The sequence below is a fragment of the Streptomyces asiaticus genome (assembly GCF_018138715.1).
In the GTDB taxonomy this organism is placed as follows: domain Bacteria; phylum Actinomycetota; class Actinomycetes; order Streptomycetales; family Streptomycetaceae; genus Streptomyces; species Streptomyces asiaticus.
In genome coordinates, this window is record NZ_JAGSHX010000001.1 from 1,107,264 (window position 1) to 1,131,312 (window position 24,049).

At 68.2% G+C, this 24,049-nt stretch carries 17 protein-coding genes and 3 pseudogenes; 10 read left to right on the plus strand and 10 right to left on the minus strand.

Features of this window, described 5'->3' with window-relative positions; genetic code table 11:
* Positions 1–226: 226 nt before the first annotated feature.
* Positions 227–1,099: a dihydrodipicolinate synthase family protein gene (locus KHP12_RS04690; protein WP_037965608.1), complete on the minus strand. Its 873-nt coding sequence runs from the start codon at positions 1,097–1,099 to the stop codon at positions 227–229.
* A 146-nt stretch (positions 1,100–1,245) separates the two neighbouring features.
* Between KHP12_RS04690 and KHP12_RS04695 the strand changes: the two genes are divergently transcribed.
* From KHP12_RS04695 to KHP12_RS53770, 4 genes and pseudogenes are all read left to right on the plus strand, one after another.
* On the plus strand, positions 1,246–2,220 hold the full coding sequence (locus KHP12_RS04695) for a 2-hydroxyacid dehydrogenase (RefSeq protein ID WP_037965611.1): 975 nt from the start codon (positions 1,246–1,248) through the stop codon (positions 2,218–2,220).
* Complete coding sequence (locus KHP12_RS04700) at positions 2,217–3,566, plus strand: MFS transporter (RefSeq protein ID WP_051574062.1); 1,350 nt, start codon at positions 2,217–2,219, stop codon at positions 3,564–3,566. The genes KHP12_RS04695 and KHP12_RS04700 overlap by 4 nt, the downstream gene beginning before the upstream one ends.
* A 53-nt stretch (positions 3,567–3,619) precedes the next feature.
* Positions 3,620–4,294: a GntR family transcriptional regulator gene (locus tag KHP12_RS04705; RefSeq protein ID WP_241788146.1), complete on the plus strand. Its 675-nt coding sequence runs from the start codon at positions 3,620–3,622 to the stop codon at positions 4,292–4,294.
* A gap of 154 nt (positions 4,295–4,448) precedes the next feature.
* A pseudogene (locus tag KHP12_RS53770) lies at positions 4,449–4,604 on the plus strand (IS701 family transposase); the annotation flags it as partial.
* 50 nt (positions 4,605–4,654) lie between these two features.
* Here the strand turns inward: KHP12_RS53770 and KHP12_RS04710 are convergent.
* The 4 genes and pseudogenes from KHP12_RS04710 to KHP12_RS04725 all read right to left on the minus strand — a co-directional run bounded on the left by KHP12_RS04710 (position 4,655) and on the right by KHP12_RS04725 (position 10,211).
* Positions 4,655–5,401: a transposase gene (locus KHP12_RS04710; protein WP_211831512.1), complete on the minus strand. Its 747-nt coding sequence runs from the start codon at positions 5,399–5,401 to the stop codon at positions 4,655–4,657.
* A gap of 551 nt (positions 5,402–5,952) precedes the next feature.
* Positions 5,953–6,855, minus strand: a complete 903-nt coding sequence (locus tag KHP12_RS04715; RefSeq protein WP_086884012.1) for a transposase — start codon at positions 6,853–6,855, stop codon at positions 5,953–5,955.
* 105 nt (positions 6,856–6,960) lie between these two features.
* A pseudogene (locus KHP12_RS04720) lies at positions 6,961–8,744 on the minus strand (reverse transcriptase/maturase family protein).
* A gap of 363 nt (positions 8,745–9,107) precedes the next feature.
* Positions 9,108–10,211 (minus strand): ISL3 family transposase, encoded by a 1,104-nt coding sequence (locus KHP12_RS04725; RefSeq protein WP_086881286.1) that lies wholly within the window; start codon positions 10,209–10,211, stop codon positions 9,108–9,110.
* 188 nt (positions 10,212–10,399) lie between these two features.
* Between KHP12_RS04725 and KHP12_RS04730 the strand changes: the two genes are divergently transcribed.
* From KHP12_RS04730 to KHP12_RS04740, 3 genes are read left to right on the plus strand one after another with little or no spacing between them, the layout of a single operon-like run.
* Positions 10,400–11,635, plus strand: coding sequence for an MFS transporter (locus tag KHP12_RS04730; RefSeq protein ID WP_208652960.1), 1,236 nt, complete (start codon positions 10,400–10,402; stop codon positions 11,633–11,635).
* 32 nt (positions 11,636–11,667) lie between these two features.
* Complete coding sequence (locus tag KHP12_RS04735) at positions 11,668–14,103, plus strand: beta-glucosidase (protein ID WP_211831513.1); 2,436 nt, start codon at positions 11,668–11,670, stop codon at positions 14,101–14,103.
* Positions 14,104–14,143: 40 nt separating this feature from the next.
* Entirely contained in the window at positions 14,144–14,803 is a 660-nt protein-coding gene (locus tag KHP12_RS04740; protein ID WP_211831514.1) for a TetR/AcrR family transcriptional regulator, read from the plus strand.
* 158 nt (positions 14,804–14,961) lie between these two features.
* Here KHP12_RS04740 and KHP12_RS04745 read toward each other — a convergent pair.
* Both KHP12_RS04745 and KHP12_RS04750 read right to left on the minus strand, forming a co-directional pair.
* Positions 14,962–16,011: pseudogene (locus KHP12_RS04745) on the minus strand (IS1380 family transposase); the annotation flags it as partial.
* A gap of 154 nt (positions 16,012–16,165) precedes the next feature.
* Positions 16,166–16,726, minus strand: coding sequence for a TetR/AcrR family transcriptional regulator (locus KHP12_RS04750; protein ID WP_086881290.1), 561 nt, complete (start codon positions 16,724–16,726; stop codon positions 16,166–16,168).
* 164 nt (positions 16,727–16,890) lie between these two features.
* Between KHP12_RS04750 and KHP12_RS04755 the strand changes: the two genes are divergently transcribed.
* Positions 16,891–17,841 carry a zinc-dependent alcohol dehydrogenase family protein gene (locus KHP12_RS04755; protein ID WP_211831515.1) on the plus strand — a complete coding sequence of 317 codons (951 nt, stop codon included), beginning with the start codon at positions 16,891–16,893 and terminating at the stop codon, positions 17,839–17,841.
* A 147-nt stretch (positions 17,842–17,988) separates the two neighbouring features.
* Positions 17,989–18,785, plus strand: a protein-coding gene (locus KHP12_RS04760) for an IS5 family transposase (RefSeq protein ID WP_246643351.1) whose coding sequence is annotated in 2 segments (ribosomal slippage) — positions 17,989–18,324 and positions 18,327–18,785 — 795 coding nt in all. Because the reading frame shifts where the segments join, the coding sequence is not laid out codon by codon here.
* A 172-nt stretch (positions 18,786–18,957) separates the two neighbouring features.
* Here the strand turns inward: KHP12_RS04760 and KHP12_RS04765 are convergent.
* A complete protein-coding gene (locus KHP12_RS04765; RefSeq protein ID WP_211831517.1) occupies positions 18,958–20,142 on the minus strand; it encodes an IS701 family transposase in 1,185 nt (394 codons plus the stop codon).
* A gap of 53 nt (positions 20,143–20,195) precedes the next feature.
* Positions 20,196–20,897: a TetR/AcrR family transcriptional regulator gene (locus tag KHP12_RS04770; protein ID WP_244202783.1), complete on the minus strand. Its 702-nt coding sequence runs from the start codon at positions 20,895–20,897 to the stop codon at positions 20,196–20,198.
* A gap of 260 nt (positions 20,898–21,157) precedes the next feature.
* Between KHP12_RS04770 and KHP12_RS04775 the strand changes: the two genes are divergently transcribed.
* Positions 21,158–22,753: an MFS transporter gene (locus tag KHP12_RS04775; protein ID WP_086881811.1), complete on the plus strand. Its 1,596-nt coding sequence runs from the start codon at positions 21,158–21,160 to the stop codon at positions 22,751–22,753.
* Positions 22,754–23,052: 299 nt separating this feature from the next.
* Here the strand turns inward: KHP12_RS04775 and KHP12_RS04780 are convergent, their stop codons facing one another.
* Positions 23,053–23,985, minus strand: a complete 933-nt coding sequence (locus KHP12_RS04780) for an alpha/beta fold hydrolase (protein ID WP_086881810.1) — start codon at positions 23,983–23,985, stop codon at positions 23,053–23,055.
* Positions 23,986–24,049 lie beyond the last annotated feature (64 nt).

A 24,049-nucleotide genomic window follows, 5' to 3' on the forward strand; every position in this document is an offset into this window, starting at 1 on the left:
CGCAGTCTGGAATCCCGCGCGCGAGCAGCGCCGGCCGGACCCGGCCGTGGGGGCTGCTTACGACCGGCTGTACGGCCTGTACCGGGACCTGTATCCGGCGACACGGACAACGGCCCACGCCCTGGCCCGACTTCAGCGCGAGGGCTGACATCGTCCGGCCACGCACGACGCGGCGGGTGCACGATCGCTCGTGCACCCGCCGCTCGCCGTGGCTCCTCGCCGGAACTCAGCCGACCAGATCCGCCACCAGCTTCTCGATCTCAGCCGCCGTCGTCGCCTCCGGGGCGCCGACGGTCATGCGGGAGGATCCAGCCGGCAGGCCGCGAACGCGCAGGGCGTGCTTGATCCGTCCGGCGCTCGGGCCCAGCAAGGCGACGACGCGGTCCACACGCTCCTGTAGCGTCGCGAGTTCGTCGGCTCCGGCACCGGCCACCTTGGCGGCGGCCAGCTCCAGGAAGGGCTCGGGGAGCGCACCGGAGCAGCCGGAGATCACGCCTGCACCGCCCTCGTCGAGCACCGTGGTGAGCAGGGCGTCGTTGCCCGAGTAGACGGTGAACTCCGCCGGAAGTACAGCACGATACGCGGCGACCTCGGTGGACGGAGAACCGCTCAGCTTGACGCCGGCCAGGTCGCACTCTCCCGCCAGCTGCGCGAACAGCTCAGGGGTGACGGTGATGCCACTGCGCTCGGGGAAGAGGTACGCGTACAGCTCGGCGTCCCCGGCGGCCTGCCGGACACGCCGGAAGTAGTCCCGCAGCTCGTCCGCCTCGGCGGGCAGGTAGTAGGGGGTGAGCGCCGCGAGCCGGGTGGCGCCCGCGGAGACGGCGTCGCGGGTGAGGGCCACGGCCGTGTGCGCATCGGGGGCGCCGACGTGGGCCATTGCGGCGTCCGGCCCTCCAACCTCCAGAGCAAGTTCGGTCAGTTGGCGCCGCTCCTTACGGTCCAGGGCGGGGAACTCCCCGGTCGTCCCGGCAATCATCAGCTGGCCTGTGGTGTCGGCGGTGAAGCGGAAAAGTTCGCGGGCAGCGACCAGGTCGAGCTCGCCGTCCGGGGTGAATGGGGTGGTCAACGGGGTGATGACGGTGGTCTGCGCAGACATGGGCGAGCGGTCCCTCCGGTGGCACGGAAACATTTCAGAATCGGTCTACGGTTAACCGTTGACGAACCTCATCGTACGCCCGATGATCTGCGGTGTCACGAGCCGCCGGGGTGGCCACCACGCCGCCCGAACACCGGAGTACACACATGCCCGACCCGTCCGAACATCTGGTCACGCTTTACCACCTGAACGACCTCGGCCCAGCGGAGCTGCGCCGCCTTCTCCCGAGCCACCCAGACCTGCGGATCACCGAGATCGGCCCGGACGAGGACCCGCGCGACCACCTCGGCACCCTGGAGACCGCCACGATCGTCCTGGCACCGCTGGAGAAGGAGCGCCGCATCACCGCGGAGCTGCTGGACGCCATGCCGCACTGCCGCCTGCTCCAGTCCGTCGCCGTCGGCTTCGACGGCGTCGACCACCGCGCTGCCGCCGAACGCGGCATCCCCGTCGCCAACCTGCCCGGCTTCAACACCGATGCGGTGGCGGACTGGACCGTGGGCGCGCTGCTGTACCTGCTGCGCCCGTACGCCTTCGGCCATGCCAAGGTCGAGCGCGGCAAATGGGGACCGGAAGGGGTCAGGGGACGCGACGTGTCGTCGCTGACCGTCGGGATCGCCGGATTCGGCAACATCGGGCGCGCCGTCGCCCGCCGCCTCGACGCCTTCGGCGCGCGCGTCCTCGTCCACGACCCGGTGCCCAGCGAGCCCGCCCGTGAGTACGTCGACCTGGACGAACTCGCCGCGCGCAGCGATGTGCTGACCCTGCACATGCCGCTCAACGACGCCACTCGCGGAGTGATCGGCGAAGATGTGCTGCGGCGGATGCCGCGCGGCTCGTGGGTCCTGAACGCCGGACGCGGTGGCGTGCTGGACGAGGCGGCGGTCGTGCGGGCCCTCGACTCCGGGCAGTTGGCCGGCGCCGCGCTCGACGTCTTCACCGAGGAGCCGCTGCCGGCCTCCTCGCCGCTACGCGGCCGTACCGACGTACTGCTGAATCCGCATGCCGCCGGCGTGACGCACGAGGCGTACCACAACCTGCGCGCCAGCGTGATCGACAGCCTCGACCTGGTGCTGTCCGGCAAGCCGCCCCGCAACGTCGTCAACGGAGTCGCCGTATGACCGGTACGCAGCCCGGAACCCGGCCCGCCGATCCGGACACCCCGGCCACCGGCCGATCGCCCCGCGTCGGCCGCGTCCGCTTCGCCGTACTCGGCCTGCTGTTCGTCGGCATCACGATCAACTACATCGACCGCGCCGCCATCAGCGTCTCACTGCCACACATCAGCCAGGACTTCCACATACCGCCCGCCGTCGCCGGCCTGATCATGTCGGCGTTCTTCTGGACGTATGCCTTCGGGCAGATGCCGGGCGGCTGGCTGGCCGACCGGTTCGGCCCGCGCGTCACCCTGTTCTTCGCGAGCCTGTGGTGGGGCGTGGCCACCGCGCTGATGGGGCTCGCGCGGAGCACGGGGATGCTGATCGTGCTGCGGATGGTGCTCGGCCTGGGCGAGGCCCCGTCCTTCCCGGCCAGCGCCAAGGTCGTCGCACGGTGGTTCCCGAAGACCGAGCGCAGCTTCGCTTCGGCGACCTTCAACAACGGCAACGCCGTCGGTGGCGCGCTGTCCATCCCCCTCGTCGCGCTGGTCGTCGCCGCGGTCGGCTGGCGGGGCGCCTTCGCCGCGGCCGGCGGGCTGGGCGTGTTGTGGGCGTTCGGCTGGTGGCTGTACTACCGCGACCCGGAGCACCACGGGCAACTGAAGAAGCCGGAGATGGAGTACATCAAGGCCGGCCAGAACCGCGCGGACGCACCCGAGCAGACCGCGGTCCGCTGGCGCGACCTGTTCCGGTTCCGGCTGGTGTGGGCGATGATGCTCGGCTTCTTCTGCGTCAACTTTGTCGCCTACTTCTTCATTACGTGGTTCCCGTCGTACCTGGTGGAGACGTACCACCTGTCGACGATGAAGTTCGGCTTCCTGGGCATGGTGCCGGGGCTCGCGTCCATGGTGGGCGGCTGGTGCGGCGGCCTGGTCTCCGACTGGCTCGTCCGGCGTGGCACCCCGATCACCAAGGCCCGCAAGCTCTGCCTCGTCGGAGGACTGCTGGGGACGTCCGTCATCGCGCTCGCCGTCGTGTCGCCCAGCGTCGGCATGGCGCTGACGGCCCTGTCCGCGTCGTACTTCTGCTCCACCTTCGCGGCCGCCAGCGTCTGGGCGCTGCCCGGCGATATCGCGCCCACGCCCGGACACGTCGGCTCGATCGCCGGCATCCAGAACACCGCCGGCAATATCGCCGGGATCGTCTCCCCGCTGCTCCTCGGCGTGCTGATGGGCAGCTCCGGATCCTTCGTCGTCCCGCTCGTCACTGCCGGCTGTGTGGCGCTGCTCGGCGCGGCGACGTACGCCTTCCTCCTGCCGAAGGTCGAGCCGCTGCGCCTGGACCGTGGGCCATCGGGCACGATGGGATAGTAGTCACCCGTCAACCGTTGACGGCATGTGCGAAGAACCGGGGAGGGGTCGGCGTGGACCAGCTGACCGTGAGGCAGGTGCGGCAGCTGCCGCTGGGGGAGCGCGTGGCACACCAGCTGCGGGTGCTGATCGTCACCGGGCAGCTGGAGCCGGGAACGCATCTGGTGGAGGGGGCCCTGGCGGGCCGGTTCGACGTCAGCCGTGGCCCGATCCGCGACGCCCTGCGGCTGCTGGAGGCCGAAGGGTTGGTGGAATCCCGGCGTCGCGGTGTCTATGTCACCGGGCTCAGCGAGGACGATGTCGACGAGCTGTTCACGCTGCGCGAGTCTATGGAGACGCTGGCCCTCACCCGCGCCGTCGAGCGCGCCGGGAAACTTGACACCGACGCACTGGACTCGCTGGTCACTGCCATGAGGGAGGCGGCCGACAGGGGGGACCCGGCCGCCTTCGCCCAGGCCGACCTGGCGTTTCACTCCGCGTTCTACTCCTTGGCCGGACACCGGCGCCTGGCTGCCGTCTGGGAGCAGTACCGCCCGGTGTTCGGGGTCATCCTGGACGTCACCAACACCCAGGACCGCGACCTCCACCCCGCCGCGGAAGCCCACGCCGACCTGCTGCGCGCCATCCGCTCCCGCGACGTCGCGGAGGCCACCAGCCTCCTCAGCAGCCACCTGCTGGGCGCCGGTGACCGGCTGCGGACGGCACTGCGGCAGGTGACCCACACGTAGGCGCTCATCGACTTCGTCCGCCACGGCCTACCACTCCGGTGCCTCGACGGCACTGGTCGCCCTGACGCCGGTGCCCACGGCGTCCGCAAGCCCCTAACGGTGGTTTGTTGGCATCGGGTCGGGGCCGCAGTAGAAGGACGAGCGGGGGTGTGTGATGACCGCTCGTCGTCCGTGTCCGCTGGCTCCGGGACCGCTGGAGCAGTACGCCGCCGACTTCGATGATCTGTTCGACTCTCTCGCCCAGCGTCGGGGTTTTCGTCAGTACCTCACGGGGTTGCTGGCACCGCGGGAACGGAACAAAACGCTGAGTCGGTGGTGGTGCTGGCGAGCGTGATGACGCCGACGGCCTGGACGATGAGGTCACGGGCGGTCTCCATGGCGATGGTGAAGCTGCAGCGGTCTGGATCGGCGCCGGGCCTGGCCTCGGCGGCTTCCAGCATCACCATCCGTAATGCTTGGTAGACGGCGAGCAGGGACCACATCTCCTGCTCGATTCCTGTGGGGTCCCCCGAGCGCAGTACCCGGCCGTCCATGAGCGTATGGCACAGCGTAGTACGCCGACTCGTGCTCCCATCTTTGGTGGTAGAGGGTGACGAGCGTCGGAGCGGGGTAGCGGTGTGCGTCGGTCAGGGTCGTGACGAGCCGGTAGGAGCCGGTGAACGAGTCATCGCCGCAGTTCACGGTGATTTGCGCTTCCACGACACGCACCGGGACGGTGCCGATGACGGACAGGTAGGAGCCGTCGTGGAGACGGGTCAGGACCGGGGTGCGGCGGTTGGCACGCAGTCGGCCCGGAAACTTGGCGCCGGTGCCGTCCACGGCCGCGAGGAAGGCGTTGGCGTCGAAGCCTTTGTCCCACAGGACCAGCATGTCGGGGCCCAGATGGTGCAGTAGCTGCCTTGCGTAGGCGGTCTCGCCGTCGCTGGTGGGGCCGAACACGGTGCCGATCAGGGCCCGGGGGCCGGCCTCCACCAGGGTCATCAGTTCCAGCATCGGGTAGCCGCCGCGGCTGCCGGGTCCGAACCACTCGACGTTCCGCTCACTGTCGGGGATCTTGATCGAGCTGCAGCCGTCGAAGGAAACCATCCGGAACGGCCCGAAGCGCACTCCGGTAGTCGTCGGCCGGGCGAGAGGGTCGGCCAGGTGATGGGGATTCTTGAAAACGGCTCTGTCCGCAGTTCCGTGAATGATCTTCCGGGTGCGGCGGCAGTCACGTGCAGCGTGTGTATCGGAGTGTCAGGTCATACGGGCGTCTGTGGATCTTCGCGTCCGAGCATCTCGGCGAGGGGAGTCCCGGTTCGTGCTGCTGCGATTCGACGTGCCCGCAACTGGGCTCGGGTACGGGGGCGGAACTTGGGTTCCTTGCCGCAGCCGCAGGATTCGCGGCCCGCGTAACGCAGTCCGGCGTCCAGCACCGCAGCCACGACGGTCCACGCCTTGGTGTCTCGACGCCGTGGTGCCGCAAAGTCATGCCCAGCACAGAGCATTGGTTCGGCGCATCGGGTGCATCGGTGTCCGCCGGGCCCGGGGTGCTGCTTGAACGCGACGCGGCAGGGCACGCACACGTAGTGCAGCTTGTAGGGCTTCTCGGCGTAGTAACACACGAGACGAACGTACCGGCATCGTGGCGACTGACGAGGCGGTTTTCATGGCGCAGTTCATGACTGGGTGAGGATGCGGGTTCGCAAGAGTTCGAACGAGGCTCGGCCATACATTGCTCTCTTGAGTGTTTTGACCCGGTTCACGTTCCCTTCAACAGCGCCGGAACTCCACGGCAGCGTGAGTCCGGCGGTGACGGCATCGAGGTCCTGGCGGAGGAAGCCGGCGAAGCCCTTCATCGGCTTCGGGGCGTCCTGCTCGGCCTGGCGGATCCACTCCAGCAGCAGGTATCCACGCTGGAGGCGGACCAGGTCGGCGAAGGCTCGGGCGAGGTCGCAGGCCCGGGTGATGTCCGGGCAGGCGAGCCGGACCTGAAGCAGCCGCTCGTCCTGGCTCTCGGTGAGCGTCTCGCGGGGCCGCATGATCCAGGAGGTGATCTTGCGGGGGCTGGGGATGTCGGCTCGGACCGGTTCGGCGGTGCCCGCTCGCAGGGCGGCGAGGTGTTTGCGGACGACCTGGCGGCTGCCCCGATATCCGCGAGCCTGGATCTCGAGGAACAGCCGGGTGCCGCTGACCTGGCCTTGCGCCTCGGTGAAGCGGGTGTTCAGGTATGTCTTGAACGCCTCCAGGACGCCATTGGGGCGGCGTTCGCGGGCGGAGACGAGCAGCTGGTCGAGGTCGGTGTCCCGGAAGCGGCGGACGGTCTTACGGTCGAGGTTCAGCCGGCGGGCGATCGCGCTGATCGTCCAGCGTTTCTCCAGCAAGCGGTGGATGTCCTCGTAGCGGTGACGGGTGCGCTCGATGATCTGGGTGCGGGGCAGTTCCGCGGGCGGTAACAGCATCGGGATCCCCTCCGGCACTTCGGCTACTTCGGCCGCCGTCTCCTCCTCGGCGCGTTTGCGCAGGCAGCCGCGGTGCTGGTGGCAGGTCTTCTCCACCGCGGCGGACAGGTTCTGAAGCAAAGTACTGGTGGGCCGTCGGCGAGGTGCCTGCTGAGCAGGCCCTTTTCCCACGGCCCCCAGCCCGAACGACGCGTGCGACTTTCGCCGCACGTCGCTCTCCGGTGACTACTCCGTGAGTGCTGGAGCAGGTCTTGTGCCGTGGATGTCCGCGTGACAACTCCCGCAGACCACGAGGGTTTTGCGGTGTCGAGCGGCCATGAGATCTGCCCACGGCGGCCGGTTCCCGGATCGTCCGAGATCGGCGAGTTTGGCGACGTGGTGAACCTCCACCTCGTCGACGCGTCCGCATGCCTCGCATCGTCCCGCCAGGAGCCGGGTGACCAGTGCCTTGCGTTTGATGGTGACCGGGGCCAGCCGACGGTCAGTGATGACCGTCTTCTTGTTCTGTCGCAGCGGGATCCCGCCGAACCTTCCGACCAGTGGTTTCCTGTCGATGCGTTCTACGCGCGCCTCGAAGCACTTGCGTGGCCCGTGCGGCGTGTCGATGGTGGTCGCGTACTTGCGGGCCATCTTCGACACCGACGAGCGGTGCTTGTTGGCGAGTGTCATCAGCATCGAGGTCTCCATGACCCATTGCAGCCGGGCGAGTCGGAAGACGTCGCCGGCCATCAGGTAGTACTGGACGATGCCGCGGTACTCCGATCCGTAGGTGCTGATGATGACGTGGTCGTCCTGGTTCAGCAGTTCGGGTCGGCGCGCGGGTTTTCCGCGCTCCTTGTACTGGGCTTGCTTGGCAGATACCACCGAACGAGGGACACGCAGACCGATGGTCCCATTGACAGTGCGTCGCCTGCCGGAGATCTTGCGGTCGTTGTGAAGCACGGTGATGTCGTAGCCGAGGAACCTCGCCGCCCTGGTTCGGGCGTGCGTGATAAGTGTTTTCTCCGGCGACAGTTCCAGCTTGAGATCGTCCCGCAGGAACTGCGCGAGGTGCTCCTTGATTTCTTCGGCTTCTGCCTTTGCTCCGGCGAACCCGACGAGGGTGTCATCGGCATAGCGCACATACCTCAGCCGCCGGTAGCCAGGATCCTGAGTATCCATGCTGGGCATGCTGTGGAGTTGCTTGCGCAGTTCCCGCACCTTGGTGAGATCTCCGCGCTTGCGGGCATTTGCCATTGCCGCCCACACCCGGTGAAAGGCACGGTTCGACTTCCTGACTCGCCCCCGGGTGTATTCCGGGATAAGAACCTTCTCGATGTACTCATCCATCTTATGCAGATAGATGTTGGACAGGATCGGTGACACAACGCCACCCTGTGGACTGCCGCTGTGCGTGGCATTCCAGACCCAGTCCTCCATGTATCCGGCCGTGAGCATGTTACGCACCAGCCGCAGGAACCGATTACCGTGGATCTTCTCACCCAGGATTCGGAGCATGACCGAATGGTCAAGCCGGTCGAAGCACTGGGCGATGTCCCCCTCGATGAACCAGGCTGTGCCTGTCCAGGTATTGACCACATCGCGTAACGCGGTGTGGCAACCCCGGCGGGGACGGAAACCATGGGACGAATTGGAGAACGTCGGCTCGTAATACGCCTCAAGCAGCAGGCGGATCACTCGCCAACGAGCTTGTCGCTCCAGGACGGCAGGCCGAGCGGGCGCAACTTCATGCTGGCCCGTCCTTTCGGGATGTAGACCCTGCGAGCTGGGCTCCACCGGTAGCGTTCGTGGCGCAGCGCGTCGATGACGTGCTCGATCTTGCCCAGCGACATGCCGTCCACGGTCTCCCCGTTGACCCCGGGCGTCATCGCTCCCTTGTTGGAGTACAGACGTCCGTAGGCCAGCAGATACAACTGCGGATTCAAGAGCTGTCGATACAGTTCATTGCACGGCAGGCCACGCCTGCCGCGTTCACGGAGGACACCCAGCACCGTTTCGGCGCTCTGCATTACGCATACCTCCCGACTCTGTGGTGTCCGATCACCTGGCCCCCTTCGCCCGATGTGGACGGCTTTCCCGTCCTCCCTGGCCGGTCGTGACTCCGGCGACTACTACGGGGCCTCCGTCGCCTTAGGAAGATCTCTTCCCGTAGGCGATCCCATGTTCGTCCTTGTCGTACGTCGTAGCGTGATGTAGGTGCCCCATTCATCTCCTTGAATGCCCTCGCTGGGCATCGCTCCGCACTCCGGAGGTTGCGTCGACCATGGCATCAAGCCGTCGCAGGGTGCGGCGTCGGTGTCAGGTATCTTTCCGACGGACTCGACCTTCAGTCTTCTGGAGATTGGGGTTCAGGCAATCCAGCTTTCACCGTGTCACGCGGGTCCCTCGACGCCCCGTCTCCAATACCTGAGCCCGGCCGTCGATTTTCTGGCATGCTGCGGTCCCATCACCGTTTCCGGATTAGGTAAGCCATCAGACCCAAGAACCTCCCTCCAAATTCTTCCCGACTGAATCGGGAATACGACAAGGCGCCTCATGGCGCACTGCCAACGATCGGCGACCTCGACGGCGTTGGGAGCGGCTTCCTTGACCGCCTTGGTGTAGGCGGTGGCCCGGTCACGGCAGATGATCTCGGCTCCAGGGTGCTCGGTCAGCCAGGCCGCGAACGTCTCGGAGGTGCGGTCGGGAAGCACGTCCACTACCCGGCCGGCCTCGACGTCGACGAGCACGGTGCCGTAGGCGCATCCCTTGCGGAAGGCGAACTCGTCCACTCCCAACACCCGCGGGGCACGGTCCGGCACTGCCGGCGCCGTCAGCAGCCCGAGCAGACGGGTCCGGCCCGCGGCCAGCGGCAGTCGGCGGCACAGCCGGGCAGCCGGGCGGCCACCGAACTCGATCGCGATCGACCTCAGCCAGCCCGTCAGCACGGTGCTGGAGCGGCGGTGCCGCTCGGTCAGGCCCGGCACCTGCTCGACGAACGTCTTCCGGGAACACTTCCTACGGTCGCAGAAGTACCGGCGCACCCGGAGCCGGACCACGACCCGCCGTGAGCCCAACGGCCGTTCATCCAGGCTGCGTTGGCATGAGCTGTGTACGCGTCTGGCCTGCTTCCGGCAGTCCGGGCACCGGCCCGGCCGGCCGGTGCCCACCGCCTCCACCACTAGAGCGCCGGAGGAGTCGCTGACACGCTCCACTCGCACGCCGAGCCCGGGAAACAGCACATCCTCAACCGTCTTGCTCGCCACGGTAGGTAACACACTGCCGAAACGATCCCTCGTTCCCGCCCCTGACCGGAAAACTCGACGGTCACGCCGGCGAGGCGTTCCCCGACAGGGACCAGAAGGACTGACCTGGGGGTTTCCGCATGGAGCGGGTGACGAGTTTCCCGTGCTTCTGGGCGCGCGGAGGGCACGGCACAAGGGGGTCCGGAAGATCCGTGTCGCCATGAAGTCGTCTGCGCGGAGGCTGCTCCGCATATGGGTGGGAAATCGGCACCCGCCGACCCGCCAATATAACGATTTGGTCTACAGACCGTGTGATCGGTCTGTACGTGGAGTCTATTTTCGGCCACCATGTCGACCCAGGCGCCTCGCGGCGACCGGATCGCAACGAGGAGGCTGAGATGGCTGTGGTGGGATCAGGGACCGGGGCCGACGTTTCGGAGATGACGAGACCGCCGGTACGCCCGGCCGGCAAGTGGCTGGTCACGACCATGGCGTTGGCGCAGTTGGGGCTGTTCCTCGCGCTGGCGGCTCCGGTGTTCGTCGGCCTGGCCATCAAGGTCCAGGAGGTGGCGCCGGGGCATGAGGTCGCGGCGCTGGGACTGGTGTCCACCGTGGGAGCGGTGGCGGCATTCGTCGCGAACCCGGTCTTCGGACGGATCAGCGACCGCACGACCGGCCGGTTCGGGCGCCGTCGGCCGTGGCTGGTGGCAGGAGCACTCGGCCTGGCGGTGTGCCTTCTGGTCATCGCGACGACGCAGAGTCTGGCGGTGCTCGTGGCGGCGTGGTTCGTCGGACAGGCGTCGGCCAACGCGGCGCTGGCCGCCCACGTGGCGACGGTCGCGGACCAGGTGCCCACCTTCCAGCGCGGGAAGGTCGCCGGGCTGCTGGGAGTGGTGCAGAACTGCGCGATCCTGGGTGCCGCCTACGCCGGCAAGTACTTCAGCGGGCAGCCGGTGGTGCTGTTCCTGGTCCCCGCGCTGGTGGCGGTGGGACTGATGCTGCTGTTCGCGGTGGTCCTGCCGGACCGTCCGCTGCTGCGGCGCCCGCCGAGCCAGGGCGGGCTGAAAACGCTGCTGCAGACGTTCTGGGTGAACCCCCGCCGGTACCCGGACTTCGGCCTGGCGTGGGCGTCGCGGTTCCTTCTCGTCACCGCCTCGTACCTGTTCACCACGTTCCGGCTGCTGTACCTGCAGGACCAGTTCGGGTTGTCGGTCGCCCGGGCGGCGTCGGTGATGGCCACCGGCGTGCTGGTTTACACGATCACCCTGGTGGTCGCCGCGCAGACCACGGGACTGCTCTCCGACCGCCTGCAGCGCCGCAAGGTGTTCGTCTTCACGTCGACGCTGATCTTCGGACTCGGCCTGGCCGTGCTGAGCCAGGCCGACACCGTCGGGATGTTCTATGCGGCCGAAATCGTGTGCGGACTGGGGTACGGCATCTACATGGGGGTGGACCTGGCGCTGGTGATCGACGTACTGCCCAACCCTGACGACGCGGCGAAGGACCTCGGGGTGTTCAACATCGCCAACGCCGCTCCGCAGTCGATCGCACCGGCCGTGGGCGCGGTGCTGGTCGGAATCGGTGGCGGTCACAACTACGGGCTGTTGCTGGGGACCGCGACCGTGGTGTGTGTGGTGGGCGCTCTGGCCATCGTCCCGGTGAAGAAGGTCCGTTGAGCCGGGAGTCCGGTGGAACTGAAAAGGACATCATGAAAGTTGACGATGTCGACCACTTGGCGGGCCGGATCGAGAAGGTGATCGACGTGCTCGACCTCGAGCAGAAGGTGCGCCTGCTGACCGGGGCGGCGATGTTCGCCCTGCACGCCGACTCCGCGATCGAGTTGGTTGAGGTGCGGCTGTCGGACGGCCCCACCGGCGTGCGGGGCCCGGAGTTCACCGGCGGCCGCATGTCCTGCCTGCTGCCCAACGCAACCGTGCTGGCCCAGCACTGGGACGCGCACACGGCCGAGCAGGTCGGGGAACTGCTGGCGGAAGAGGCCGCCGCCCATGACACCCATGTGGTGCTCGGCCCGACGATCAATCTGCATCGCACTCCCCTGGGCGGGCGGCTCTTCGAGACCTTCAGTGAGGACCCGCTGCTGACCGGGGCGCTGGCAAGCGGCGTCGTCCGCGGACTCCAGCGGCACGGTGTCGCCGCCACTCCGAAGCACTTCCTGGCCAACGAGTCCGAAACCGACCGCACCACGGTCGACGCGGTCATCGACGAGCGGACGCTGCGCGAGGTCTATCTGCTGCCGTTCGAGATGGTGGTGACCGACGCCGGCGCATGGTCGGTCATGGCCGCCTACAACCGGGTCAACGGGACGGCCTCCACCGAGCACGCCGAACTGATCGACGGCATCCTCAAGGGCGAGTGGGGCTTCGACGGCGTGGTGATGTCCGACTGGTACGCCACCCGGTCCACCGCGGCCAGCGCCACCGGGGGCCTGGACCTGGTGATGCCCGGCCCCGGTGGCCCCTGGGAACACCACCTGGTGGCCGCCGTGCGCGCCGGCGAGGTCGAGGGGAGCGCCATCGACGAGCACCTCAGGCGACTGCTGCGCCTCGCGGCCAGGGTCGGCCGGTTCCCCGGCCCGTTCGTTGCCTCGACTCGCGAACTGCCCGAGCCCGACAGTCCCGTTCGCCGGGACCAGTTGCGGCGGCTCGCCGCGGGCGGGATGGCCGTGCTGACCAACCGCGAGGCCACACTGCCGCTCTCACCCGACGTCGGGAGCGTGGTCGTGATCGGGCGCCATGCCATCGAGACCATTGCCCAGGGTGGCGGCTCGGCAAAGCTGCGTCCGCCCCACGTGGTGTCCGTCGCCGACGGAATGACCGCCGCGCTCGGCCCGGAGCGGGTGTCCGTGATCGACGGAGTGGAGGTCCGGCACCGCCCGGTGCCCGTACCTGACCTGCTGCGCGATCCGGAGACCGGACGGCCCGGCATGCGAGTGACCGCCCGCGACGCCTACGGCACGGTGGTGGACTCCCGGCACGTCGAAGTGACCGAACTCGTCACCGGTCGCGGCAGTTGGCTCGACAGCGCCGACACCATCGAACTGGCGGCCCGTATCGGCATGGACGCGCCGGCCCGCATGCAGGTCGGTGTGACCGGCCTGGGCGAATGGACCGTGCGAGTCGGCGCCGAGCGGTACACCGTCTCCCGGGACGGCGCCGCCGCGTTCTCGGCGGGTGTGCTCAACCCACCGTCCTGGACAACGAACCTCGACCTCGAACCCGGTGCGATCCTCACGGCCACCCGCCCCCGGCTGACGGAGCACAGCCGATCCGGCCTGATCGCCCGTCCTGCCTCGCCGCCGTCGGCCGCGGCGATCGGCGCGGCGGCCCGCGCCGCCGCCGGCGCCGATCTGGCCATCGTGGTCGTCGGCCTGACCGACGAACAGGAAACCGAGGGGCTCGACAAGACGACACTCGCGCTGCCGGGAGAGCAGGACGCCATGGTCGCTGCGGTCGCCGCGGCGGCGAAGCGCACCGTGGTCGTGGTCAACGCGGCGACGCCGGTACTCATGCCCTGGCTCAACCGGGTCGACGCAGTGCTGTGGGCCGGACTGCCCGGCCAGGAAGCCGGTGACGCGGTCGCCGCAGCACTGCTCGGCGAGACCGAGCCGGCCGGCCGACTGGTCACCACCTTCCCCGCCCGGGACGGCGACGGCCCGGTCTGGAGCACCACCCCGGCCGAGGGCGCGCTCGCCTATACGGAGGGCCCCGCATTCGGATACCGCGGATGGGCCGCGCATCAGGGCCCCCAGCCCCTGTTCTGGTTCGGTCACGGGCTGGGCTACGGCGCCTGGCGCTACGAACACGCCGACCTCGCCATCCAGGACGGCACCGTGCACAGAGTGCGGGCGCAGGTCACCAACATCGGCACCCATGCCTCCCGGGAAGTCGTCCAGGTGTACCGGCGACCTGCCGACTCGGCCGAACCGGTCCGGCTCATCGGCTGGGCGGGAGTTGAGGTCCTCCCGGGTGAGACGGCCACCATCGAGGTCCCCTGCGACACCCGCACCCAGCGGAGTTGGGACACCGGCGCGCGAGTCTGGCGGCCCTTGGAAGGCGGCGAAATAGTGATCGCCCGGGGCCTGGGGGACATCCGCATTACCCTGGCCGTGCACGAACCCCGCTGACCGGAGCCACGGACCGCCTGAGCATTGAGGAGCACCACACATGTCCTTCCCACCCCGCTACCGCACCCCCCGTGCGAGATCCAGGGTGGAGGCGGCGGGCGCCGAATCCCGTGCCAAGGCGGTCCGGGCCGCCGTTGAGCTCTTCTCCACCGCCGGCTACCGCGGAGCCAGCATCGCCCTGGTCGCCGAGAAAGCCGGGCTGTCCCAGTCCGGGCTGTTGCATCACTTCCCAAGTAAGGCCGCGCTTCTCGCGGCGGTACTGGAACATCGTGAAGCCGAGGACGGCCGGTTTCTGTCCGGTACCGACGACCGCCCGCCGCTCGGCTGGGCCGCCTTCGATGCCCTCACCGGTCTCGTGGCGCGCAACTCCAACCGGCCCGAACTCGTCGGGCTGTTCGTACGGCTCTCCGCTGAGGCCACCGAACCCGGCCATCCCGCCCATGCCTGGCTACGCGATCACTACACCAGCACCCAGAGCTGGCTGACCGACGCCATCCGGGACGGCCAGCACCGCGGCGAGATCCACCCTGACGCACCCATCACCGCCCTCGTCCACCTGACCGTCGCCGTCCTCGACGGACTCCAACAGCAATGGCTGCTCGACCCCGACGACATCGACATGGTCGACGAATTCACCACCTTCGTCTCCGGCCTGCACTCGCAGTGGGACACCACCCCTACAACGAGCAGCACCGCATAGCCCGCCGACACGGCCAACTCAGAGGCAGAAGAGACAACAACAAGCCCCAGGCCACTGACCTGGGGTTTCATCATGCAGCGGGTGACGAGAATCGAACTCGCTCTCTCAGCTTGGGACTGACCTGGGGATTCACGGAACTGCGGACAGAGCCATTTTCGGCGGTGGCGCAGTTCGAGGGCGGCGATCGCCTCGCCCGCCGTGTTGGTGGCGAAGCAGGTAAGGCGCATGCCGTCGGCGTCGGTGAAGCGCAATTGGGCACCGGGGTGCGGCCGTTCCTTGCGCACGATCAGCCGCAGCCCCTTCGGCCAGTCCGTCAGGCAGTCGCCGGCGAGTTCGGCGACCCAGGCGCCGTCGCGGATATCATCGTCGGGTTCGGCGGCCGGCGTCCAGGCCGAGGCCGGGACTTTCAAGACGGCCTGGTGGATGGCGTCGGTGATGGTCATGCCGACCGAGTACGACATCCACCGCCCGCGCTTCGCGAGCCAGGCGACGAACTCGTGGGTGCCGCCGCCGGAGTCGGTGCGGATCAGTGTCTGCCGCCCGCGCCGGAACCGTTTGGGCTGTTGGGCCAGGGCCAGCCGGGTGGCTTCGATGTGGTCGGCGGCGGTGTTGGAGCCCGCGTTGCCGGGCCGCAACAGGCCCACGACCGGCTCGCCGGACCCGCCGCGGCCGTGGTCGACGAAGCCCATCAGCGGGTGGTGCCCGAACGTCTTCTTCCAGGTCGCGGCTGCGTCCTGCTTCTCGGAGTGTGCCAGGACGAGGACGCCGTCGATGTCCACGACCACCTGCCCGCCGGCGTGCGGTGCTGTGTCACCGGCCAACCGCCATACCTGTTCGCGCACTTCAGCACGGGCGGTGCGCAGCGCGGCCAGGACCCGATGTCCGCCCGACGCCAGCGCGCCGATCAGCCGGGAGACCGTGGGGTCGGAGGCCACCGGACCGAACACGGCCGGCTCGGCCCGCAACATGCCCACATCGGCCAGGCAGTCCCCTCCCAGCGCCACCGCGAGCGCGACATCCAGCAGGATCTTGCCCGGGTCGTGCACTGCCCTCGGTCTGCGCCACGGTGCCAGCGCCGTCGATATCGCCGTACCCAGGCCGGTCTTGCGGACCGTCTCGACCAGCAGCACCGCGTCGGCCTGCGAGACGACTCCGCGACCGCCGCCCTCGACGCGGACACGCGGGTAGGACCCGATACGCTTCTTCACCTGGGAAGTGCCTCCGGCGGTGGCGGGAACAAGGACCTTAGCAATCCTCATTCTCGCTGCTCAGAGGCACTTTCTGCTTTCTTGATCACCAGCTGGACAGCCCGTCTCGTGAAAGCGCGAGGCTAGCGCCTACAGCATTTGCGCCGGGTGTTGCTCACTCGGTGAGGGCAGCGCGTACGGCGTCAGCGATGTGATGCGAGGGGGTAGCGGCGGGGATGGTGACGTCAGTTCCGACGAGCGGCCGTGACAGGGCAAGCGTGATGTGCAGGATGACTTCGGCCGGGTAGCGGGAGGTGACCATCCCCGCCGCTTGAGCTGCTTCAATCTTCTGCACCTTGGCCCGGTTGACCTCGGCGACGGTGGCCAGCCGCATGCCAGCTCCACCACGTTCGAGATGGTCCCAGGTGGCGATGCGCAGGATGTTGGGTGTGCGCAGGTGCTGCTCGAAGATGCGCGCGGCATATCCAGGAAGGTCGGTAACGTCCATGGGGACGGCGTCGACGGTGCGGACAACGATTTCGTCGAATACGGCGTCGAAGAGCTTCTCCTTGCTGGAAAAATAGCGATAGAGCATCGCCTTGTTGCACATCGCCGCCTCGGTGATGCGCTCCACCCGAGCGCCGGCGAGCCCGTGCGCCGAAAATTCCGTGATTGCGGCATCAAGGATGCGCCGTTTCGTCTGCGCCGAATCTTTCGGCCTGCCAGGAGCCCGCATCCCCCGAGTCTAACAAGTAACCAGTCGGTTGCATCGCGGACTGGATGCGTGCTATCAATGCAACCAACCAGTTACTTACTTCACGGGAACGGAACACCATGCGTAAGTGGGTGCTAGAACCGGGCAAATCGGGGCAGGATGCCTTGGTCATGAAGGAGGCCCCTGTGCCCGACCCGGGACCAGGGCAAGTGCGAGTTGCGGTGAAGGCGGCTGCGCTGAACTACCGTGACCAGATCATCCTGAACGGCCACTACGGGCAGGGCGTTGAGGAGGAAACCATTCCGGTCGCCGATGGCAGCGGAGTCATCGACGCTGTGGGAGCCGGCGTGGAGTGCTGGGCGGTCGGTGACCGCGTCATCAGTGTCTACTTCCGCGACTGGGTCGATGGCCCTCCGCCCACCGACCGTCTGGGATTCGGACTCGGCTCGCCCGGCGAGAACGGCGTCTTGGCCGAATACGTGGTCCTCGACGCCAACCGGGTCACCCGGATGCCGCAGAGCCTGGACTTCGTGCACGCCTCCACTCTGGTCTGCGCGGGCCTGACCGCATGGACGGCCCTCACCGAGGAACACCCCGTTACCGCGGGCCAGATGATCCTCACCTTGGGCACCGGGGGCGTCTCCCTATTCGCCCTCCAGCTGGCCCGAGCCTTCGGCGCGGAGGTCATTGCCACCACAAGCCAGCAGACCAAGGAAGGGCAGTTGCGGCAGCTCGGGACTGTAGACGTGCTCAACTACCGCACCACGCCTACCTGGGGCGAAAACATCTACGCCAGCACCGGCGGAATGGACAAGGTGGTCAACCCCGTCGGGGGAGATGCGATGACGCAATCCATCATGGCCGTCGGCGCAGGCGGAGAGATCGCCGTCATGGGCCTGTTCTCCGCTGGCGATGCGCCGCTGCCCTTGCCTGTGCTTATGAGCAAGGGCGCCTCCATCCGCGGTATAGCTGTCGGTAGCTCCAAAGCATTGGTCCAGCTCGTTGACTTTATCGACCAGCACGGCATCACACCGGTGGTCCAGAAAACCTTCGCCCTTAAGGACGCCAAAGCCGCCTACACGGCGCAGGCCAGCCGTGACGTATTCGGCAAGATCGTCATCGACATGACTGCCTAGCCTCGATCTTGCATGAGGGTCCGTCAGCAAGCTGACGGACCCTCATGCAAGATCGAGGTTAACAACCACCCGCTCGGTCCTGCCTCTACTGACAGCCCAGTAAGAGGCCATCTCATTTGGGTTCGCCGGTAGCCTGGTTGTGTGTTGATGGTCGAACGTCTGGTGCCGGACGGGTTGTGGGAGTTGTTCCAGCGGGTGGTTCCGGAGGTGTCGACCCGTCCGCAGGGCGGTGGTCGACGCCGGTACGGAGATCGTGAGGTGCTGGCCGCGATCATCTTCGTGGCGACCACTGGCTGCACGTGGGCGCAGGTCCCGCTCGTGTTCGGCCCGTCCGGTGCCACCGTTCACCGCCGGTTCATGGAGTGGTCCCAGGCGCGGGTGTGGGCGAAGCTGCACCGCCTGGTCCTGGATGAGCTCGGGTCGCGCGGTGAGCTGGACTGGTCGCGGTGCGCGATCGACTCGGTGAACATGAGGGCTCTCAAAGGGGGGACCTGACGGGTCCGAATCCCGTAGATCGGGGTAAGAAGGGTTCGAAGATCCACTTGATCACCGAGCGGACCGGATTGCCCATCTCCATCGGGATCTCGGGCGCCAACCTTCACGACAGCCAGGCGCTCGAACCGCTCGTGCGCGGCATCCCGCCCATCCGTTCCCGCCGCGGACCTCGCCGCCGAAGGCCAGCCAAGCTCCACGGCGACAAAGGTTACGACTACGACCACCTGCGCCGATGGCTACGGCAGCGCGGCATCCGGCACCGCATCGCCCGCAAAGGCATCGAGTCCTCCAAGCGGCTGGGACGCCACCGCTGGACGATCGAACGCACGATGTCCTGGCTCGCCGGATGCCGACGACTTCACCGTCGTTACGAACGGAAAGCCATCCACTTCCTGGCATTCACCAGCATCGCCTGTACCCTCATCTGCTACCGCAGACTCACCAAATGAGATGACCTCTAATACTGCAACGGTGCTTGTCGTGACTGGTGGGCAGGTCAGGGGTTGTGTCCGCGTCGTTTGTAGTGGCTGGTGCGGGCCTGGTGTTGTCGTCGTCGGCGCCAGGTCGACCAGTGCAGGATGTGCTCGACGGGTGTGGGTCGGCGGTCGGTGAGTCGGGTGATCAGCCGTCGTATTTCGGCGAGGCTGAGGTGGATGAGCTGGGAGGATCCGTTTCTGCTTTGTCCGTGTCCAGCTCTCGGGCTCGCAGGACGGTCAGGCAGGCGTGGGCGGCCATGGCCAGGGTCATGTGGCGGTGCCAGCCGGGATAACGGCGAACCTGGTAGTCGTCCAGGCCGCATTCCTGTTTCGCGCTCTGGAAGCATTCCTCGATGGCCCACCGGCTGCCCGCAATGCGGATCAGATCATCGAGCGTGGTCTCGGTGGGGCAGTAGACGATGTAGTAGGAGATCTCTTGCGGGCGGGCGACGCTGCGGCGGGCGACCACCCAGTGGCGGCGGTCGGGCCGGTGCCAGGGCCGCACCTCGACACGGGCCCAGTCGTAGATCCGCAGGCCGTGAGCCCCGCTGCCACAGGAACGGCGCTTCCATTTCTGCCGGGCAAGACCGGGAAACAGGTCGTGGACGGGATGGTCGATCGCCCAGCGGGTGACCACGGTGTCGTGGCGGGTGGTGGCCATGACGTGGAAGACGTCCGCCCGCTCCAGCTCCGACCGCCAGCCTTTGCTGAACCCGTAAGCGGCATCCGCGGTCACCCAGTGAAACGGGATCTTGTCCGCGATGGCGCGGCGGACCATCGTCTTGGCCGTGGCCACCTTGGTTTCGAAGGCGACGTCGTCCTCGATGACGGCCCGGCGGCACCTTTCGCGGTCGTCGGTCCAGGAGGCGGGCAGATACAGACGCCGGTCGATCAGTGTCCGCCCGCGGTCGGTGGCATAGGCGAGGAAGACGCCGACCTGGCAATTTTCCGTGCGCCCGGCGGTGCCGGAGTACTGCCGCTGCACCCCGGCCGACCGCGTCCCCTTCTTCAAGAAGCCCGTGTCGTCCACGACCAGGACGGCATCGGGGTCGCCGAGGTTGTCGACCACGTACTGACGCACGTCGTCGAGCACTTCATCGGCGTCCCACTCGATCCGGTTCAGCATCCGGTGGATACGGTCCGGGCCCGTATGGCCGGCTTCCTCCGCCAGCGTCCAGCCGTTCTTCCGTTGCAGCGGAGCGATCAGGCCCCGCATATAAGCAAGTGCCGACTCCCGGGGCTCCGACCTGCTGAAACGATGCACGAATCGCTCGTGCACAGCGTCCAGTTCACCCGACCACAACCTGACATCAGCGAGGTCCCCACCCATAACCACACCAACGACCGACCTGGTCAGCAGTCACGGCAAGCACCGTTGCAGTACTAGTGGGTGGGCGGAGGCTGGTGGATGTGCTGGAGTCCCAGCGGTGCCGGCGGGGGCAGGGGCTCGGTATGGCCGGATCGGAAGGACTGGAGAAGATAGGCGGCCAGGCGTCGGGACGCGGCCAGCGAGACCTGCTGGGACTCTCCGACGACGCCGCTGTTGGCCAGGAGCAGGAGAGTGACGTCGGCGGGGTGGAAGTCGGCCCGCAGTTGCCCCGTGTCTTTGGCCCGCTGCACCGGTTGGGCGAGGCCCCTCTCCGCGCGGGTGCGGTCGCGCTCGTGGTCGACGGCGTCGGGGAACTGGGAGAGGAAGGCGGCCGTGAAGCCCCGGTCGGTGGCCTGCATGGCACACACCTTCTCGATCACACTGCAGAGTCCGCGCCAGGGATCGGGGTCGGCCAGCGCGTCGTCGAGGGCGGCGACGCAGCTGGCCATCTGTGCGGCGAAGGCTTCGGTGACGAGCGAGGCTCGGGTGGGGAAGTGCCGATAGAGGGTGGCTGCGCCGACCCCTGCGCGGCGGGCGATCGTCGTTATGGGTACGTCGATTCCGTGGATCGTGAATGCCTCGCGGGCGGCTTCGAGGATGCGGTCGCGGTTGCGCCGGGCGTCGGCGCGCAGCCCGGTGGCCGCGGCGGGCGGCGGGGGGCCGTCGGTGCAAGCCGGTAGTGGTCGGCCTGGTTTCCGAGAGCTCTGAGCAGGCATGTCTCCCACTTTAACGAAAGTGGGAGGTGTCGCCCGTTTACGGCGCTACGGTGGATGAGAAGCAGGAAGTTCCCTTCCGCTCACGCCCTGGCGGTCACCGCCGGCGCGGCATTCGCCGCGGCACACAACGCGACCGCCACCGCTCGAATCCCGGCTCGCGCGAGCGCCCCGCGGGTGCGCCGTGGCGGGCCCCACCCCCTCACTCGGCGACCGGCCACACGCCGGCGCTGACTTCCCGTGCCCATTTCTGAGAGGTGCCCATGACCCCGAACCAGCCTCCCCAGGCGGCAGCCGCTGCCACGAGCGGGAGTGCGCTGGATGCGCGTCAGCTGCGGACGATCCTGATCGCCGTCTCGGTCGCGCTGATGGCCGTCATCGCGTCGGTGTCGGGGCTGAACGTGGCCCAGACCCACCTGGCCGTCGATTTCGGGGCCTCGCAGAGCACCGTCCTGTGGATCATCAACGTCTACACCCTCGCCCTGGCCGCCCTGCTGCTGCCGCTCGGCGCCATCGGTGACCGTCTGGGCCGCAAGCCCATGCTGGTCGCGGGGCTGGCCGTCTTCGGCGTCGCGAGCGTCGCGGGCGCCCTGGCCCCGAACGCGGAGGTGATGATCGCCGCGCGGATGGGCGCCGGTGTCGGAGCGGCGATGATCGTGCCCATCACCCTTGCCGTCATCACTTCCACCTTCCCCGAGGAGCAGCGCGGGAAGGCGATCGGGGTGTGGACCGGAGTGGGCGGAGGCGGCGGCGTCGTGGGCCTGTTCCTGTCGGCGTTCCTGGTCGACGCCGCCAACTGGCGCTGGCTGTTCGCCCTGCCGGGGGTCCTGGTCGTCGTGGCCCTGGCCATGACGCTGAAGTCGGTTCCCAACTCCTTCGAGCGGTCCCGCCATTCGTTCGACACCATCGGCGCGCTGGTGGCCGCCGTCGCGGTGGTCGGCCTCATCTTCGTCCTGCAGGAGGGGCCAGAGCGCGGCTGGACCGCCTCGGTGACCGTGATCGGCCTCGCCGTCGGTCTCGTTGCCACCGTCTGTTTCGTGGTCTGGGAGCTGCGCCGCCGGGACGCCTCGCTGCTGGACGTGCGGCTGTTCCGTGAGCGCGGCCTGGCCGGCGGTTCGGTCACCCTGCTGGTGACCTTCGGTGTCCAGGCGGGTATCACCGTGGTCCTCCTGCCGTTCTTCCAGGCCGTGCTGGGCTGGTCGGCGCTGCTGTCCTCGGTGGCGATGCTGCCCAGGGCCGTGGTACTGATTGTGACTTCCGGTGTGGCGCCCAGGTTGGCCGCACAGATCGGCGTCCGCCGGACCCTGGCCATCGGCATCGCGTTGACCGGTGTCGGCCTGGCCCTGATGGCGCTGTTCGTCTCCGTCGACGGCGGCTATCTCTCCGTCCTGGCCGGCCTGCTCGCCCTGGGTTTCGGCTCGGGTCTGGCGATGACACCGTCCACGGAGGCCATCACCAGCTCACTGCCGCGCGAGAAGCAGGGCGTCGCCTCCGCCCTCAACGACGCCACCCGCGAGTTCGGCACCGCACTGGGCGTCGCGCTGCTGGGCGCGCTGCTGTCGGCCGGCTACCGCAGCTCCATCGACGGCAGACTTCAGGGCATCCCGCAGGGCACCGCGGACACCGCGCGCGACGGCATCGCCAACGCCCTGGAGGCCGTACCCAGCGCAGGCCCGCGCGCGCAGGACCTGGTCCACGCCGCCCAGCAGTCCTTCGTCGACGGATGGCAGCAGGCCATGTGGGTGGGCACCGCCGTCATGGGCGCCCTGTTCGTCTACATCGCCCTGCGCGGACCGAAGAAACCGGCCCCCGTGGCCGCGGACGAGGCAGAGGCCACCGAGGACGTCGCCGCCCGATGATCCCGTAGAGGATCGGGCAGACGGGCACGCAGACCGTGCATGCCGTGGCAGGGCGCCAGGCCGCGCGGCGCCTGCCGCCCTGCCACCACGGCGACCAGCTCGGTGCGGTCCAGGTCCCGAACGGGCCGCAGGCAGGGGCCGTCGGCGCCGAGGGGCTTTCAGCCGCAGCCTTTGCCGACGCCGGATGCGTCGTCGCCCTCGGGAGCGAGGGCGGCGTTCGGTGAGTTCGCGGTGAGCCGGAACAACGCTGTGAGCCAGCACAAGCCGGTCGCCTGGCAGGGGGGTGGGTGTGGCCGGGGTCAATCGCTTTCAGCGATGAAGGCGGCCAGAGCGGCAGCGACGGCGTCGGGTTGTTCGTCCGGGATGAAGTGGCCTGCGTCCGGCACGACGATCCCGGTGGTGTTGTCGGCCCACGGCCGGATGGAAGCTGCCATGTCGGGGATGGAACCGTGGCTGCTGGAAATCCCGAGAACCGGCACCGTCAGGTGGTGCTGTTCAAGGGCCTCGTGGTTCTTCCGCGCCGATTCAGCGGCGTGTCGGTAGTAGGCCAGGGAAGCGCGGAGTCCGCCGTCAGCGGTGATGGCCGCGGCGTACTGCTCGATCTCGGCGTCGTCGAAGGTGTCGGCGGCGAGGGTCTTGGCCTTCAGGAACCAGCCGACGTACTCGCGTTCACGGCCTGTGAGCAGTGTTTCGGGCAGGTCGGGCACGAGATGGAATGCGAAGTGCCAAGTCTTCCACGCCACCTCGGGGTCGGTCGGGATGGTGTCGGGGAGGGTGATGCCCGGGATGCCGGCGTCGAGCAGAGCGACCCCGTGAAGCTGGCTCTCGAAGTTGAGGGCGAGGGAGAAGGCGACCCAGGCGCCGATGTCGTGGGCGGCCAGCCAGTATGTCGACACTCCGAGCGCTTGCACCGCGGCGTGGACGTGCGCGGCGACTGTGTGTGTGTCGTAGCTGCCGTCCGGGCGTTCGGAGTGGCCCTGGCCCGGCAGGTCGATCGCGATGACGTGGAACCGGTCGGCCAGGCCGGGCATCACCTTGCGCCATGCCCACCAGGTCTGCGGGAATCCAGCGAGCAGCACGACGGCTGGGCCGTTCGGCTGACCGCCCTCGACCGCATGAAGCCGGACACCGCCCGCGTCGACCCAGCGGTGGGTGAAGCCGGCCAGGTCGTGCAGGGGCAGGTCGCGGACCGGGTTGCCGGGGACGCGGGCGGTGATTGCCGGGTCAGTCATGGTTTTCCTCCATCGATCTCGGGTGTACTGGTTCGGTATGTCGGCCGGGGCGGGGCCCGCGAGC